The 13,975-nt window shown below is 62.5% G+C and carries 16 protein-coding genes; 9 read left to right on the forward strand and 7 right to left on the reverse strand.

The genetic code is table 11. From position 1 onward, the window contains the following. Nucleotides 1-91: 91 nt before the first annotated feature. Nucleotides 92-1,123, forward strand: coding sequence for an alpha/beta hydrolase (locus ABH945_RS23905; RefSeq protein ID WP_429252141.1), 1,032 nt, complete (start codon nt 92-94; stop codon nt 1,121-1,123). A 41-nt stretch (nt 1,124-1,164) separates the two neighbouring features. Here ABH945_RS23905 and ABH945_RS23910 read toward each other — a convergent pair whose 3' ends face one another. After that, a complete protein-coding gene (locus ABH945_RS23910) occupies nt 1,165-1,584 on the reverse strand; it encodes a secondary thiamine-phosphate synthase enzyme YjbQ (RefSeq protein WP_429252142.1) in 420 nt (139 codons plus the stop codon). Nucleotides 1,585-1,624: 40 nt separating this feature from the next. Beyond that, complete coding sequence (locus ABH945_RS23915) at nt 1,625-1,945, reverse strand: thioredoxin family protein (RefSeq protein WP_074768668.1); 321 nt, start codon at nt 1,943-1,945, stop codon at nt 1,625-1,627. Nucleotides 1,946-2,291: 346 nt separating this feature from the next. On the opposite strand from ABH945_RS23915, the gene ABH945_RS23920 reads away from it, so the two are divergent. From ABH945_RS23920 to ABH945_RS23940, 5 genes are all read left to right on the forward strand, one after another. Next, a complete protein-coding gene (locus ABH945_RS23920) occupies nt 2,292-2,588 on the forward strand; it encodes a DUF2628 domain-containing protein (RefSeq protein ID WP_429252143.1) in 297 nt (98 codons plus the stop codon). Between the two features lie 149 nt (nt 2,589-2,737). Further along, complete coding sequence (locus tag ABH945_RS23925) at nt 2,738-3,247, forward strand: hypothetical protein (RefSeq protein WP_429252144.1); 510 nt, start codon at nt 2,738-2,740, stop codon at nt 3,245-3,247. A 182-nt stretch (nt 3,248-3,429) separates the two neighbouring features. Beyond that, the gene (locus tag ABH945_RS23930) at nt 3,430-4,752 is read left to right on the forward strand and encodes a sugar efflux transporter (RefSeq protein WP_429252145.1); all 1,323 of its coding nucleotides are present in this window, start codon (nt 3,430-3,432) and stop codon (nt 4,750-4,752) included. 434 nt (nt 4,753-5,186) lie between these two features. Further along, complete coding sequence (gene gnd / locus ABH945_RS23935) at nt 5,187-6,266, forward strand: phosphogluconate dehydrogenase (NAD(+)-dependent, decarboxylating) (protein ID WP_429252297.1); 1,080 nt, start codon at nt 5,187-5,189, stop codon at nt 6,264-6,266. Between the two features lie 107 nt (nt 6,267-6,373). Then, nucleotides 6,374-7,066: an HAD family hydrolase gene (locus ABH945_RS23940; RefSeq protein ID WP_074768660.1), complete on the forward strand. Its 693-nt coding sequence runs from the start codon at nt 6,374-6,376 to the stop codon at nt 7,064-7,066. Nucleotides 7,067-7,135: 69 nt separating this feature from the next. On the opposite strand, the gene ABH945_RS23945 is transcribed toward ABH945_RS23940, so the two are convergent. Next, on the reverse strand, nt 7,136-7,672 hold the full coding sequence (locus ABH945_RS23945; protein ID WP_429252298.1) for an ankyrin repeat domain-containing protein: 537 nt from the start codon (nt 7,670-7,672) through the stop codon (nt 7,136-7,138). A gap of 105 nt (nt 7,673-7,777) precedes the next feature. After that, nucleotides 7,778-7,909 (reverse strand): hypothetical protein, encoded by a 132-nt coding sequence (locus ABH945_RS23950; protein ID WP_290439529.1) that lies wholly within the window; start codon nt 7,907-7,909, stop codon nt 7,778-7,780. A 465-nt stretch (nt 7,910-8,374) separates the two neighbouring features. On the opposite strand from ABH945_RS23950, the gene ABH945_RS23955 reads away from it, so the two are divergent. Next, complete coding sequence (locus ABH945_RS23955) at nt 8,375-10,768, forward strand: phosphoketolase family protein (RefSeq protein WP_429252146.1); 2,394 nt, start codon at nt 8,375-8,377, stop codon at nt 10,766-10,768. A gap of 17 nt (nt 10,769-10,785) precedes the next feature. Next, nucleotides 10,786-11,943, forward strand: a complete 1,158-nt coding sequence (locus tag ABH945_RS23960; protein ID WP_429252147.1) for an acetate/propionate family kinase — start codon at nt 10,786-10,788, stop codon at nt 11,941-11,943. A 2-nt stretch (nt 11,944-11,945) separates the two neighbouring features. On the opposite strand, the gene ABH945_RS23965 is transcribed toward ABH945_RS23960, so the two are convergent. Then, nucleotides 11,946-12,242: a BON domain-containing protein gene (locus ABH945_RS23965; RefSeq protein ID WP_429252148.1), complete on the reverse strand. Its 297-nt coding sequence runs from the start codon at nt 12,240-12,242 to the stop codon at nt 11,946-11,948. A 158-nt stretch (nt 12,243-12,400) separates the two neighbouring features. Between ABH945_RS23965 and ABH945_RS23970 the strand changes: the two genes are divergently transcribed. Then, nucleotides 12,401-12,802 carry a PaaI family thioesterase gene (locus tag ABH945_RS23970; RefSeq protein WP_429252149.1) on the forward strand — a complete coding sequence of 134 codons (402 nt, stop codon included), beginning with the start codon at nt 12,401-12,403 and terminating at the stop codon, nt 12,800-12,802. 33 nt (nt 12,803-12,835) lie between these two features. Here ABH945_RS23970 and ABH945_RS23975 read toward each other — a convergent pair whose 3' ends face one another. Further along, nucleotides 12,836-13,372 (reverse strand): GNAT family N-acetyltransferase, encoded by a 537-nt coding sequence (locus tag ABH945_RS23975; protein WP_429252150.1) that lies wholly within the window; start codon nt 13,370-13,372, stop codon nt 12,836-12,838. A 6-nt stretch (nt 13,373-13,378) separates the two neighbouring features. After that, entirely contained in the window at nt 13,379-13,951 is a 573-nt protein-coding gene (locus ABH945_RS23980) for a helix-turn-helix domain-containing protein (protein ID WP_429252151.1), read from the reverse strand. Nucleotides 13,952-13,975: the final 24 nt, after the last annotated feature.

Here is a 13,975-nt window from a genome sequence, read left to right on the forward strand (position 1 = left end):
TAGCGCTTGCTGTGACCGACAGCATGCGTGCCGTCGGGCGGTGGTTGCAACTCCTGATGGATTCATGCGCTCATCCATCAGGAGTTTTCCCATGACACTTGGCGATACCATCAAAGGCATGGTCGGTCTGGACCCCACGGGCCATGCCGACCCCGACATGAAAGCCGTGCTCGGCGCACTCAAAAGTCTCAATCCGAAGCCAATCGAAGATTGCTCCGTCGACGAAGCGAGGCGGCAGCCCACGCTTGCCGACGCCGTTAAAAAGCTGATGGCCGATCCGGCGTTCAGCGCGCGGCCGTCGCCGGAACTGGAAGCGGTGCGCACCGAAGAGATCGTGATTCCCGGCGCGATCGGCAGCAATCCGGCCCGGGTGTACCGGCCGCAAGGCGAGGGACCGTTTCCGCTGATCCTGTATTTTCATGGCGGCGGCTGGGTAATCGCCGATCTCGATACCTACGACGCCACGCCGCGTTCGATTGCCGCGCAGAGCAACGCGATCGTCGTCTCCGCGCATTATCGCCAGGCCCCTGAACACCGCCTGCCCGCCGCCCACGACGACGCGTTCGCCGCGTGGCACTGGCTGGTCGAAAACGGCGCGAGCCTGGGCGGCGACCCGGACCGGATCGCGGTGATGGGCGAGAGCGCAGGCGGCAATCTGGCGATCAACGTGTCGATTCGCGCGCGTGAGACCGGCACGCGGATGCCGCTTCACCAGGCGCTGATCTATCCGGTGGCCAGCAACAATATCGTGTCGGTGTCGTACGAGGAAAACCGCAACGCCCGCCCGCTGAGCAAGCCGATGATGCTGTGGTTCGTGCATAACGTGATCAATAGCGAGAGCGATCTGACGAGTCCGTTGATCGACGTGGTGAGCGCCGATCTGTCCGGGTTGCCGCCGACGGTAATCGTCACGGCCGGCATCGATCCGCTGCGCTCGGACGGCGAGAAGCTCGCGCAGAAACTGCGCAGCGCGGGCGTGGCGGTCGAGCATCGCAATTATCGCGGCGCGACGCACGAGTTCTTCGGAATGGCGGCGGTGGTGCTGGCGGCGCGCGATGCGCAGACTTTTGTGTCGCTGGCGCAAAGGCAGGCGTTTGGCGGGGTGCCGCTGGAGGGAGCTTGAGGCGCTGTTTGACCGTAGCGGCTTTATCGCGCCGCGTGCGGTCACTCGCCGATCAGATGCAGCACGATGTCGCGATGCTGCGTATGACGGCGATGCTCGAACAGATATAAGCCTTGCCACGTGCCGAGGACCATCTGTCCATGTTCGACCGGCACCGACAACTGCACTTGCGTGAGCGCGGTCCGCAGATGCGCGGGCATGTCGTCGGGTCCTTCGGCGTCGTGCTCGTAGCGTTCGGCGTCCTCCGGTGCGAGGCTCGCGAAGTAGCGCTCCAGATCGCGCTGCACGGAGGGATCGGCGTTCTCCTGGATCAGCAGCGACGCGGACGTATGACGGCAAAACAGCGTCAGCAGTCCGGTGCGGATGCCCTCGCCGGAGACGAAGCGGCGCGCTTCATCGGTGAACTCGACAAGACCGCGGTTGCGAGCTTTGACGCTGAGGTGATGGATGGCCTGGCGCATGGTGTTTGCAATGGGTGAATCGGCGGGGAAGGGATAAAAATCAGAGCGCCGCGAACGCGTCGGCAATCTCCGCCGCGTTTCGTGGACGCACCACCCGCGCCACTTCGGCGCCATCGCGCATGAACACCAGCGTAGGCCACAGCTTCACCTTGAACGAGCGGCCGAGAGGGCGACCGGGGCCGTCTTCGATTTTCAGATGCCTGACCTCGGCATGCGGCGCGAACGCCTCGGCAATCGACGCCTGCGCGCCCTGGCAATAGCCGCACCAGTCCGTGCCGAATTCGACGACGGTCGTGCCGGGCAGTGCGTCGACATCGGCGCGCGAGGGGGCGTGTGTTGAATAGGCTGTCTGGGTTGCCATGCGTGCTCCGATGCGGTTCTATCTGGACGGACAGGGCGCTGTAAGGCCCGCAGTAACGCCTGCTGTAAGGCCTGCTGTAAGGCCATTAGCCAACACGGCCTGCTGCGGTCTTGCCTGCGTGTGGATCTGCCAAGGTTAGCAGCTATGCCGCGTAACGTCAGTGAGGCTCGCCTGTGATGCGCATTGACCCGCGACGCGTACCGCCGCACACGCTTCCCCGCGACGCAATTCGCACGCACACTCTCGTGGATGACGCCGTGGCATGTTAAACATCCTCTGCCGTCGAAGATCGGCGGCGCAAATCGCATCTGCATCCGGCAAAGTTCAGGAATATTTGGGAAACGAAATGGGCGACAGGATTTATCTGCAATACCCCGGCACCGGCGAATCGGTCGCGGTCGCGACGGGCTTCAGTTGGGGCGCCTGTCTGCTCGGCTTCATCTGGGCGTTGTCGAGGCGAATGTGGTTTGCCGCTTTCGTCATGCTGTCGGTCAGTATCATTCTGTTCAGCCTGGGCTTGTGGGGCGAGACCGCCGATCTGATCGGCACGGTTCTGTCGATTCTGTTTGCTATCGGCTGCGGCATGTATGGCAATCAGTGGCATCGGTGGACGCTCGAAAAACGCGGTTACGTCGTGCTGTAACGGGAGCCTTCGGCGGAGGCACCACAACTGGAGTGGAAAATGCTGACGTGTCGCCGCGCCACCTGGCGCACCGATGCGTAACGCGCGCGCTGTGTATCGCTGTATCGCTGCAAACAACACATTTGCTTAACTCGTTACGGAGGCATTTCATGCCCAATGCATTTGCGATCGTTTCCGGGCTGTCCAGCGTCGTACTACGTCGCGGGGTACTGCGTGCAGCGGTGCTCGTCTCTCTGGGGATGTCGCTCGCCGCTGCGCCGCTCGCTTACGGCGCCGATCCAGCCGCCGCACCGGACCCAACCAATGCACCGACTATCGCCGCCACTCAACCGGGCGCGGCAACACCCGCAGCAGACGACACCTTCCTGCTCACCATCTTTCTGCGCCACGACGAATCCAAACCGCTGCCGAAGATCAACGACCAGCTACGCGCGCAGGGCTTCTTCAAAACCTTCCCGCCGCCCGGGATCGAAGTCGTCTCGTGGTACGTGATGATGGGCATCGGCCAGGTTGTCACGTTGCGTGTGCCCGCGAGCAGGCTGCGCGAAGTCAACCGCGCAATCGAGACGACTGCGTGGGGCGGCTATCGAACCGAGTTTTATCCGACCTATGACTACAAAGCTCAAGCACAGCAAATGCGTGTAACGGATGGTAAGTAGCACGCAGCATGCAGTCAGCTTGCTGGCAACGTAACGCAACGTCGATGCAGGACGAATTTGGGACGAACCGGCGCGGGTTTACGCGCCCGCAAGCTAGGCCGATAATGCCCCAGTTGCATCGGCCACGACTCTCCGGCGCGCATTTCGCGTACCAGATTCGCTCCAACTGACCCACCGTCCCCGTGTTGAAAACCTCACGCTTTTTCGACCTGCTTCGCATCCCTGGCTTCAAGCCGCTGGCCGCCGCCACCCTCATGCTGGGTGTGGCGATGTCGTTCACCGCTCCGTATCTCTCGCTGTTCGGCGTCGAGCGCGCCGGCATGACGCCGTTCAGGCTCGGCGTCTTCATGACGCTGATCGCCGCGAGCGGTGTGCTCGCCAGTACGCTTGCGGGTCGATGGAGCGACGCCAGCGGACGGCATCGGCCGTTATTGCTGGCGGCGCTGATTGCCGCCGCGCTCGGCTACCTGTGTTTGTGTGTCGTGCGCGACTACCGGCTGCTGCTCGTGGTCGGCATCGTTTTTATCGGTGCGGGCGGCTCGGCCATCTCGATGGTGTTCTCTTTCAGCCGCGCCGCGTTACCGGTACCAGATCCGCAGGAGCGCGTGTTCGCGAGCGCGACGTTGCGGACCATTCTGTCGGCGGCGTGGGTGTTCGGGCCATCGGTCGGTGCGCTGGTGCTGGCGGCGACCAGCTTTTATGGACTCTTCCTGTTTGCCGCCGCGAGCTTTGCGACCTGCGGGTTCATCGTGTGGAAGATGCGGGAGCCGCAAGGTCATCTGGGCGATCACACGGTAGAAGATACGGCGTCGGAGCCGTCGGCGTCGATTACCGTGCCGCCGCTCACCGCGCCAGGCGAAGACGCACATGAAGACCTGCCGGGCGTCGCGTCGGCGAACGATATCGGCCGCGCGGTCGCCGCGCTCACGCTGCTCGGGCTGGCCGCGAACGCGACCATGATCGTACTGCCGCTTTACATCGTGCACGGCTTGAACGGCACGCATCTGGACGTCTCGGTCATGCTCGGCCTGGGCGCATTGATGGAGATTCCGATGATGCTGGCGCTCGGCGCGAAATCGTCCACGCTGCACAAGCCGAACTGGCTGGCGGCGTGCGCGGCGGTGCACGCGGTGTATTTCGTCGGGATGTCGCTGGCGGGCAATGTCCACGTGCTGATTCCGATGCAGATGCTCAACGCGTTCGTGGTCGCCGTCACGTCGTGTCTCGGCATGACCTACGTGCAGGATCTGATGCCGCATGCGCCTGGCCGCGCGACCGCGCTGTTCTTCAACGCGGCGCGGGTTGGGTCGATTCTGTCGGGCGTGTTGTCGGGCTTGCTGGTGCAGGCGTTCAGCTATCGCGGCACGTTCCTGTTCTGCGGCTTGCTGGCGCTGTGCGCGCTGGTGCTGTTCGCGGTGCCGGGTTATCGCTATCCGCTGATGTGGCGGGCAGTGAAGCGGTTTGCGCGCGAGCGGTATGCGAAGACGCAGACACGGCGCAGCTAATTCTGGTGTTGGCGCCGATCGGCGTGTTGCGGCGCGTGGCACATTGGGGCGGGGGCATTCTGTGCATCGCACCGTTGCACAGAATCCAGTTGCACGCTGCTAGTCCTAAGAGCCAACCACTGGTTCGAACGATGCAAGCGAAAGCGCACACGCGACATACCGCGCGTCGTCGTGGAAACCGTATGTAAGCCGACAGTCAGCCGATTGAAGCAAACGCCGGACACGCTCCATCCGCGCCCGAACATTCATCGCCGATACTTGCGCGCAATTGCGCGCAAATCCTTCCGCCAGGAACTTTACGCCGCGCCACGCCTCTGCAAAGAGGCGTATCGTCTTTTGACGCGCGTGGTGTCACGCGGCGTTTCATCGCCTTCATCTTGCAGCGCAGCCGACGCAACACCGCCAACGCACGCAATCACGGTACGCCGAACAATATCGAACAACGCAACGACCACTTTCCGGAGCGAGATATGCAGCTAGGCATGATTGGATTGGGACGCATGGGCGCCGACATGGTGCGACGCCTGACGAAAGGCGGTCAGCAATGTATCGCTTACGACGTGCAGGCGGCAGCGGTCGACAAACTCAAACAGGACGGCGTAGCAGGCGCATCCTCGCTCGAAGACCTGGTCGCGCAACTCGACAAGCCACGCGCAGTCTGGCTGATGGTGCCCGCCGCCGTGGTCGACGCGACGCTCGACAAACTCGTGCCGCTGCTCGAACCGGGCGATATCGTGATCGACGGCGGCAACTCGTACTATCACGACGACATCCGTCGCGGCAACGAACTCGGCGCGCGCCAGCTTCACTATGTGGACGTCGGCACGAGCGGCGGCGTCGCGGGCCGCGAGCGCGGCTACTGTCTGATGATCGGCGGCGAGACGGAGGTCGTGAAGCGGCTCGAACCGATTTTCTCGACGCTGGCTCCTGGTGCCGGTTCGGCAGCGGCCACGCCCGGCCGTCAGCCGGGCTCGAGTACCGCCGATCAGGGCTTCCTGCATTGCGGGCCGCAAGGCGCGGGCCATTTCGTGAAGATGGTCCACAACGGCATCGAATATGGAATGATGGCCGCGTACGCTGAAGGCCTGAACATTCTCCATCACGCGGATGCCGGCAAGCACGCGCGCGAAGTCGATGCCGAAACGTCGCCGCTGCGTCGTCCCGAGTTGTACCAGTACGACCTGAATCTCGCCGATGTCACCGAGGTCTGGCGGCGCGGCAGCGTGATCGGTTCGTGGCTGCTGGACCTGATCGCCGGATCGCTGGTCAGCGACGCCGATCTGAAGAATTACGCGGGACGTGTGTCGGATTCCGGCGAGGGTCGCTGGACCGTCGCCGCCGCGATCGACGAGGGCGTGCCGACGCCGGTGCTCAGCGCGGCACTGTTCGCGCGCTTCAGTTCTCGCGGCGATGCGGACTTCGCGAATCGCGTGCTGTCGGCCATGCGGCATGATTTCGGCGGTCACGTCGAAAAGAGCGCCGAGCCGTCCGCGTCCGGTGGACAGAAAAGCTGATTCGCGCGGCACGTGATGCGCCAGATTCGAATCTGGCGTCCGCCAGTGATCGATCCGCCAGCTTCCAGCCCGATAACCCGCAAACCAACTCAACCCAGGAAACCGCGATGCAAGCTACAACCTCCAACCCGCACGACGTCGTGTTTCTGTTCGACTGTGACAACACGTTGCTGGACAACGACCACGTGCTGTCGGATTTGCGCGCGCACATGATGCGGGAATTCGGCGCGGAGAACAGCGCGCGCTATTGGGAGATTTTCGAAGATCAGCGCAAGGAGCTGGGCTACGCCGACTATCTCGGCGCGCTGCAGCGTTACCGGCTGGAGCATCCGCGTGACACGAAGCTGTTGCTGATGGCGTCGTTCCTGATCGAGTATCCGTTTGCGAACCGGCTCTATCCGGGCGCGCTCGATGCGCTGCGGCACGTCGGGCAACGCGGCCCGACGGTGATTCTTTCCGACGGCGACGTGGTGTTCCAGCCGCGCAAGATTTCGCGCTCCGGTCTATGGGACGAAGTCGAAGGGCGCGTGCTGATTTATATCCACAAGGAACTGATGCTCGATCAGGTGATGGAGTGTTACCCCGCGCGCCACTACGTGATGGTCGACGACAAACTGCGGATTCTCACTGCGATGAAAAAGTCGTGGGGCGACAAGCTGACCACGGTGTTTCCGCGCCAGGGTCACTATGCTTTCGATCCGAAAGAGATCGCGAGCAATCCGCCCGCCGATGTGACCGTCGAGCGGATCGGCGAACTGGCGGATATCGATCTGGATTCGCTGCTGGCCGCGAAGGGGTGAAGCGGTGTCGATAATGTGAAGGCGAGGGCGCTGCTCGCCGGCAACCCCGCACCCTTCGCAGAAATCTGACTAGGAGCCCAATTCCTTCAGGCGCGACTCGGCATCTGCTGCGCCCATGCGCGCGGCCGCGGCTGCCGGCGTCACGCCGTTCGCATCGCGGGCCTTCGGGTTCGCGCCGCGCGCAATCAGCAACTCCATGATCGCGGTGCGATTGAACATGGCCGCCACCATCAACGCGGTGCGGCCATCGGGCGAGGCACCCTCGACGTCGGCGCCGTGCGCGAGCAGTGTCTCGATCACCTTGTCGAAACCTTTGAAAGCTGCGCCGGCGATCGGCGTTTGCCCGTTGTCGTTGCGCAGATCAGGGTCGGCGCCACGTTCGAGCAGGGTACGCACTGCATCCGCGTGACCGTGGTAGCTCGCGAGCATCACGAGGCTGTCGCCCTTGTCGTTACGCAGATTCGGCGGCACGCCCTTTTCGATCACGGCCGCGAGCATCGCCGCGTCGCCGCGTCGTGCGAGATCGAATACTTCCTGGGCGACTGCGAGCAACTCCGGGTCGATCGGCGATTGGGAGGGCGGGGGTGTATCGGCGTGATCCGTCAATGGAATCTCCTTACTGGCGAAGCGGGACAGGCGCCGCAACGGCGCCGGATGATCGATCAGCATACACATTTTGCGTCGCCGACGCCCGTTCGGTGAGCCGCAGGATCAACCCGGCGTCAGCCCGAAAAGTTTGATCAGTAAAGCGAATACGCCGATCAGAACCGCGACGCCCGCCCACAAAATCACGAGCGACAGAACGATGGTCACGAACACTTTGACTGAACTGGGTTTCGACATGGCGGCCATTGAAGTAAGAGGCAATGAGAGGCGGCAAGCGTGGCGTGCATGAGTTGCGCGCGGCCGCTGCGCGTTGGAGTTAGCAGCTTGAATACATCGCGTCGATCCGCACAGGCAGTCTAGCGCAAGACTGCGTGCGTCTGCCGTCAAAGAACGACGCGCATCACGACGCGCATGCCAGAACCGACACAGATCAAGCTTTGGACAATTGCGTCGAACCATGCCGGGCGCAGCCTGTCACATCCCCTGAAGATCGCGGCCCCGGTCGGAACAGCGTTCACGAAAAGACCTGCGCCGCTACGCTTTTGTTGTGTCATCTGAATGACAGGCCGGCGCTGCAAGGTTATTCGCGCCGGTCCGCATTGCCCGCAATCCGTGCGTGTTACACGTACGCTACGCGCAGGTTCGAACACTCGCCGCCGCACCCGCTAACCTGCCTGACAGTCCTTTTCGAGGAGTGACGCCATGGCCGAAGCAACCTCACGTTCCACGCCGCCGCAAACCCTGGACCCCGACACGCTGCGCAAGATGGACCGCTACTGGCGCGCTTGCAATTACCTTTCCGTGGGGATGATCTATTTGCGCGACAACCCGTTGTTGCGCGAACCGCTGAAACCCGAGCACATCAAGAACCGCCTGCTCGGTCACTGGGGCTCGGATCCAGGACAAAGTTTTCTGCTGGTGCATCTGAACCGGCTGATCAAAAAACTCGACCTCGACATGATCTATCTGGCGGGTCCTGGCCATGGCGCACCGGCGAGTCTCGCGCATTGCTATCTCGAAGGGCATTACTCGGAAATCTATCCCGACCGCAGCGAAGACGAAGCCGGCATGCGGCGTTTTTTCCGGCAGTTTTCGTTTCCCGGCGGTATCGGCTCCCATTGCACGCCAGAAACGCCGGGGTCGATTCACGAAGGCGGCGAACTCGGTTATAGCCTGTCGCATGGATACGGCGCCGCGTTCGATAACCCCGAGCTGATCGTCACCGTGATGATCGGCGACGGCGAAGCCGAAACCGGTCCGCTCGCGACGTCGTGGCATTCCAACAAATTCCTGAATCCGATCCGCGATGGCGCGGTGTTGCCGGTGCTACATCTGAACGGCTACAAGATCGCCAATCCGACCATCCTTGCAAGAATTCCGCGCGAGGAGCTGGAAGCGTTATTGACCGGCTACGGCCACAAGCCGTATTTCGTCGAGGGCGACGATCCCGACACGATGCATCAGCAGATGGCGGCCACGCTTGAACAATGCATCGGCGAAATTCGGGCGATCCAGCAGCACGCGCGCGGCAGCAACGACGCGACACGGCCGCGCTGGCCGATGATCGTGCTGCGTTCGCCCAAAGGCTGGACCGGTCCGAAAGAAGTGGACGGCCACAAGGTGGAAGGGTCGTGGCGCGCGCACCAGGTGCCGGTGCTCGATCCGGCGACCAATGGCAAGAGCCTGAAGCTGGTCGAACACTGGCTGCGCAGCTACGAACCCGAAACGTTATTTGACGAAGCCGGGCGTCTGGTCGAAGAGTTGCGCGAACTGTCGCCCGAGGGCGCGCGCCGGATCAGCGCGAATCCGCATGCGAACGGCGGCCTGCTGTGCAAGACGCTCGATATGCCCGTGTTTCAGGATTACGCGGTGGCAGTCAAAAAGCCGGCCGCGTCGTATACGTCGCCGACCGACGTGCTCGGCAAGTTTCTGCGCGACGTGATGCGCAACAACATGACGAATTTCCGCGTGTTCGGTCCGGACGAAACCGCAAGCAACAAGCTGACGGCCGTCTACGAAGCGTCGGAGAAAACCTGGCTGGCCGAGACCGAGCCGAGCGACGAGGACGGCGGCGAACTGGCGCCCGATGGCCGCGTGATGGAAATGCTCAGCGAGCACACGCTCGAAGGCTGGTTCGAAGGCTACGTGCTGACCGGCCGCCATGGACTGTTCGCGACTTACGAAGCGTTCGTCCACGTGATCGATTCGATGTTCAACCAGCACGCCAAATGGCTCGAAAAATCGAAGCGCGATCTCGGCTGGCGTCAACCGGTGCCCTCGATCAACCTGCTGATCACGTCGCTCGTCTGGCGTCAGGATCACAACGGCTTCACGCATCAGGACCCCGGCTTTCTCGACGTCGTCACGAATAAAAGCCCGGACGTGGTGCGTATTTATCTGCCACCCGATGCAAACTGCCTGCTGAGCGTGGCCGATCACTGCCTGCGTTCGCGCGATTACGTCAATGTGATCGTCGCCGATAAGCAGCCGCATTTGCAGTACCTCGATATGGACGCGGCCGTCACGCATTGCACCAAGGGCATCGGCATCTGGGACTGGGCGTCGACCGATCAGGGTGTCGAACCGGACGTGGTGATCGCGTGCGCGGGCGACATCGCGACGATGGAAGCGCTCGCCGCCGTACAGATCCTGAAGGAGCGTTTCGCCGATCTGAAAATCCGCTTCGTCAACGTGGTCGATCTGTTCCGCTTGATGCCCGAGCACGCGCATCCGCACGGTCTGTCCGACCGCGATTTCGATTCGCTGTTCACCACCGGCAAACCGGTGATTTTCAACTTCCACTCGTATGCGTCGCTGGTGCACAAGCTGACCTACAACCGGTCGAATCACGAGAACCTGCACGTGCACGGCTATCACGAGAAGGGCAACATCAACACGCCGCTCGAACTCGCGATCATCAACGGCGTGGACCGCTTTACGCTGGCAATCGACGCAATCGATCGCGTGCCGAAGTTGCGCGGCGTCGGCGATCATGCGAAGGAGTGGCTGCGCGGACAGATCATCGAGCATCTCGCTTATGCGCATGCCGAAGGGATCGACAAGGAAGAAATCCGCAACTGGACGTGGAAAGCTTAGGTTAGGCGAGGTCACTTATGCACACTCAGGACACGATGCGCGATCAAACGATTCTGGTGCTCAACAGCGGGTCGTCGTCGCTGAAGTTCGGGCTTTTCTCGCACTCGGCCGACGACGAATCGCTGCTGCTGGAAGGCGCGGCCGAAGGGATTGGCCGCAAGGACGGCAGCTTGCGGATCAGCTCGCCCGATGGCGGCGTGCTGGTGCAGCAGGACCATGTGCTGGAGTCGCAAACCGATGCGTTGCAAAAACTCTCGCAAGTGCTTGCGCAACAGCGGTTTGCGCAGCCTTCGGCGGTGGGGCATCGGGTCGTGCATGGCGGGCCGCATCTGCGCCGGCATCAGCTTCTCACCGACGAAGTCCGCCAGCATCTGAAAGACGCCGTGCATTTTGCGCCGCTGCATATTCCACCCGCGCTCGCGCTGATCGACGAGGCGATGAAGATTTTCGGCGACGTGCCACATTTCGCGTGCTTCGACACCGCCTTTCACGCGACGCTGCCGCCGCACGCTGCGCAACTCGCGCTGCCGCGCCGGTATGTCGAGGCGGGCGTGATGCGCTACGGCTTTCACGGGCTGTCGTACGAGTCGCTGGTGACGCGGCTCGGGGCCGACTTACCGTCGAGGGCGGTATTCGCGCATCTGGGCAATGGTTCGAGCGTTTGCGCGTTGCGCGACGGTCAATCGGTCGATACGTCGATGGGTCTGACGCCGACCGGCGGCGTGCCGATGGGCACGCGCAGCGGCGATCTGGACCCTGGCGTGCTGCTGTATCTGATGCGCGTGGAGAAGCTCGATGCCGACGCGCTGGAAACGCTGCTGAATCGTCAAAGCGGCCTGGCCGGTTTCGCCGATGGCGAGAGCGACATGCAGGCGCTCGAAAAGCGCGCAGCGGCGGGGGATGCGAATGCTTCGCTGGCGCTCGATGCGTTTGCCACTGCCGTGCGCAAGACGATCGGCGGTTATGCGGCCTTGCTTGGCGGGATCGATCTGCTGGTATTGACAGGCGGGATCGGCGAGCACAGTGCGGCAATGCGCCAGCGTATCTGCGACGGCCTCGGCTTTATCGGACTTACCGAAGGCGATCCGGCGGGCAAGGTGAGGGCGATCCACACCGAAGAAGAAAAGCAGATCGCGCGTCATTGCCGGACGCTGTTGCAGAGCGCGAGCGGGTGAGCTTATTTCACTTTTGGCGCTTTCACGACAGTGCGATCCGATACGCCGGTTACGCCGAACAGCCGTGTGACGTCTTCGAGCGCGGCGGTTCGTTGCTGATCGCGCTGCAACTCGCCAGTCAGCGTGATGCGGCCACGCGAGACCTTCACCTTGACGCTGTGTTCGGGCACGGCGGCGTCCCATGCGAGACGGCGGGTGGCGTCGGCGGCGATCTGGGCATCGCTTAGACGGGTGGGGGAGTCGTGCGTTACCTGGGTTGCGTGGGTCGGTTTCCGCTTTGCAGAATGCGCCTGATGCATTGTGTTCTCCATAGAAGGCACATGGATTTGAAGAACACTAGCAGATGTGGAGGATTTTGCTTTTGTCACGATGCACTGTGCAAGCTCGCGGGAGTACCGCGTGCGTGAGTGCACGGTGCCTTGTTCGAAAAGACTCGCAACCTGAAAGGTTTAATGAAATGGAACATCCCGACTTCCCCATCGACAACCCGTTTCTCGAGTCGCTCGGCGTGCGCCTGACGCAATGGCGCGACGGTTACGCCGAATTGACGATGCCTATCGACGCCAGCAAGCTCAATCGTCAGGGTGTTTTGCAAGGCGGCGCGATTGCAACCCTGCTCGACGCAGCGGCCGGCTATGCAGGTCTTTACGCAGCACCGGGGCAAGCGTCGCGGCACGCATTCACTCTGTCGCTGACCACCAACTATCTCGACAAGGGCCTCGGCGAATCGGTGACCGCGAAGGGTTTCCTCGAACGCCAGGGCCGCTCGATTTTCTTCTCGCGCGGCGAAGCCTGGGTGGACGGCAAATTGCTGATCGCCAGCGCGCAGGGCACGTTCAAGTATTCAAAGACGGCTTGAACTCCAGGCTGTTAGCGCCGGGCAATGCCCCCTTTAAAGCCTCTTGTACATGATGGTCGTCGCATCGAAACGCTCGTTATCCAGCGGCCCCTGCGCATAACCCGGAATGACGCCAGCGGTCTGATAACCCAGCGCGGTATAAAGCGGTTCGGCATGATCCCCGGTGCGGGTATCCAGCGTGAGCAGGCTGCGCTGCAAACCCTGCGCATGACGCTCCACCTCCGTCATCAGCGCGCGCGCCACACCCTGGCGGCGTGCATCGGGATGCACCAGCAGCTTACGCACTTCCGCTCGATGACGCTGATTCGGCATCGTGTCGTAATCGAGTTGCACGGTGCCCGCAATCGCGTCGCCATAACGCGCGACCAGCAGTATCAACCCGCCCGCACGCAGCGAGGGCAATACCTTGTTGCGCCAGAACGCCTCGCTTTCTTCGATGCCATACGGCATCACGAAACCGACGCTCGCGCCGTCATGGACGCACGCGCGCAGTAACGCGCCGAGTTCTGAAAGATGACCAACGAGGTCGTCGGCGGAGAGGGAAACGATGGTAAGCGGATTGGCGCTCATGCTGGCTCACACGATGAAAAGAAGGTAGCGCGCTCCGCTGCTCACGGGCGTTACGAAGGCACTGGGGCCGAATAGCTGATAGCGCAGGCAGTCGCCCGGTTGAAGCTCGTGACGCTGGCCGTCGACAGTGATCTGAAGCTGTCCGTCGAGCAGGATCAGATGATGTTCGAGACCGGCGCGCGGCGACGCATCGTAGGCAATCTGGACGCCGGCATCGAGCGTGCATTCGAGCACTTCGCCGCTCAACGCCTGGGCGGGCGGCGACACCGAGCGTCGCGTGAAGCCGATGGTGGAATCGGTCCAGACCGGCTGCTCGCCGCGTGGCACGCGCGGCACGAATTCCTCTTCGACCATCCGCATGAGCCGCGACATCGGCAGGCCGTAGGCGACGCAGAGCTTGCCGAGTACGTTCGTGGTGGGGCTGACGGCGGCATTTTCGAGCCGCGACAGCGTGGCGCGGCTGACGTTGCTGAGTTTCGCGAGGTCGTCGAGCGACCAGTTGCGCTCCGCGCGCAGCGCCCTTAGCCGCTGCGCAATGCGGCGATCGATAGCGGTTTCGTCGGAGAGTGTATTTTCCATATCAGGGAAAATATCTCCAATATG

Source organism: Paraburkholderia sp. GAS333 (assembly GCF_050435665.1).
Lineage (GTDB): Bacteria > Pseudomonadota > Gammaproteobacteria > Burkholderiales > Burkholderiaceae > Paraburkholderia > Paraburkholderia fungorum_A.

Excerpts from the sequence above, each read along its gene's own strand:
- ABH945_RS23910 (WP_429252142.1), bottom strand. The coding sequence starts at position 1,584 with ATGCGCCAGGCCATCCATCACCTCAGCGTCAAAGCTCGCAACCGCGGT.
- ABH945_RS23965 (WP_429252148.1), bottom strand. The coding sequence starts at position 12,242 with ATGCATCAGGCGCATTCTGCAAAGCGGAAACCGACCCACGCAACCCAG.
- ABH945_RS23960 (WP_429252147.1), top strand. The coding sequence starts at position 10,786 with ATGCACACTCAGGACACGATGCGCGATCAAACGATTCTGGTGCTCAAC.
- ABH945_RS23970 (WP_429252149.1), top strand. The coding sequence starts at position 12,401 with ATGGAACATCCCGACTTCCCCATCGACAACCCGTTTCTCGAGTCGCTC.
- ABH945_RS23915 (WP_074768668.1), bottom strand. The coding sequence starts at position 1,945 with ATGGCAACCCAGACAGCCTATTCAACACACGCCCCCTCGCGCGCCGAT.
- ABH945_RS23925 (WP_429252144.1), top strand. The coding sequence starts at position 2,738 with ATGCCCAATGCATTTGCGATCGTTTCCGGGCTGTCCAGCGTCGTACTA.
- ABH945_RS23950 (WP_290439529.1), bottom strand. The coding sequence starts at position 7,909 with ATGTCGAAACCCAGTTCAGTCAAAGTGTTCGTGACCATCGTTCTGTCG.
- ABH945_RS23980 (WP_429252151.1), bottom strand. The coding sequence starts at position 13,951 with ATGGAAAATACACTCTCCGACGAAACCGCTATCGATCGCCGCATTGCG.
- ABH945_RS23955 (WP_429252146.1), top strand. The coding sequence starts at position 8,375 with ATGGCCGAAGCAACCTCACGTTCCACGCCGCCGCAAACCCTGGACCCC.
- ABH945_RS23905 (WP_429252141.1), top strand. The coding sequence starts at position 92 with ATGACACTTGGCGATACCATCAAAGGCATGGTCGGTCTGGACCCCACG.
- ABH945_RS23975 (WP_429252150.1), bottom strand. The coding sequence starts at position 13,372 with ATGAGCGCCAATCCGCTTACCATCGTTTCCCTCTCCGCCGACGACCTC.
- ABH945_RS23920 (WP_429252143.1), top strand. The coding sequence starts at position 2,292 with ATGGGCGACAGGATTTATCTGCAATACCCCGGCACCGGCGAATCGGTC.
- ABH945_RS23940 (WP_074768660.1), top strand. The coding sequence starts at position 6,374 with ATGCAAGCTACAACCTCCAACCCGCACGACGTCGTGTTTCTGTTCGAC.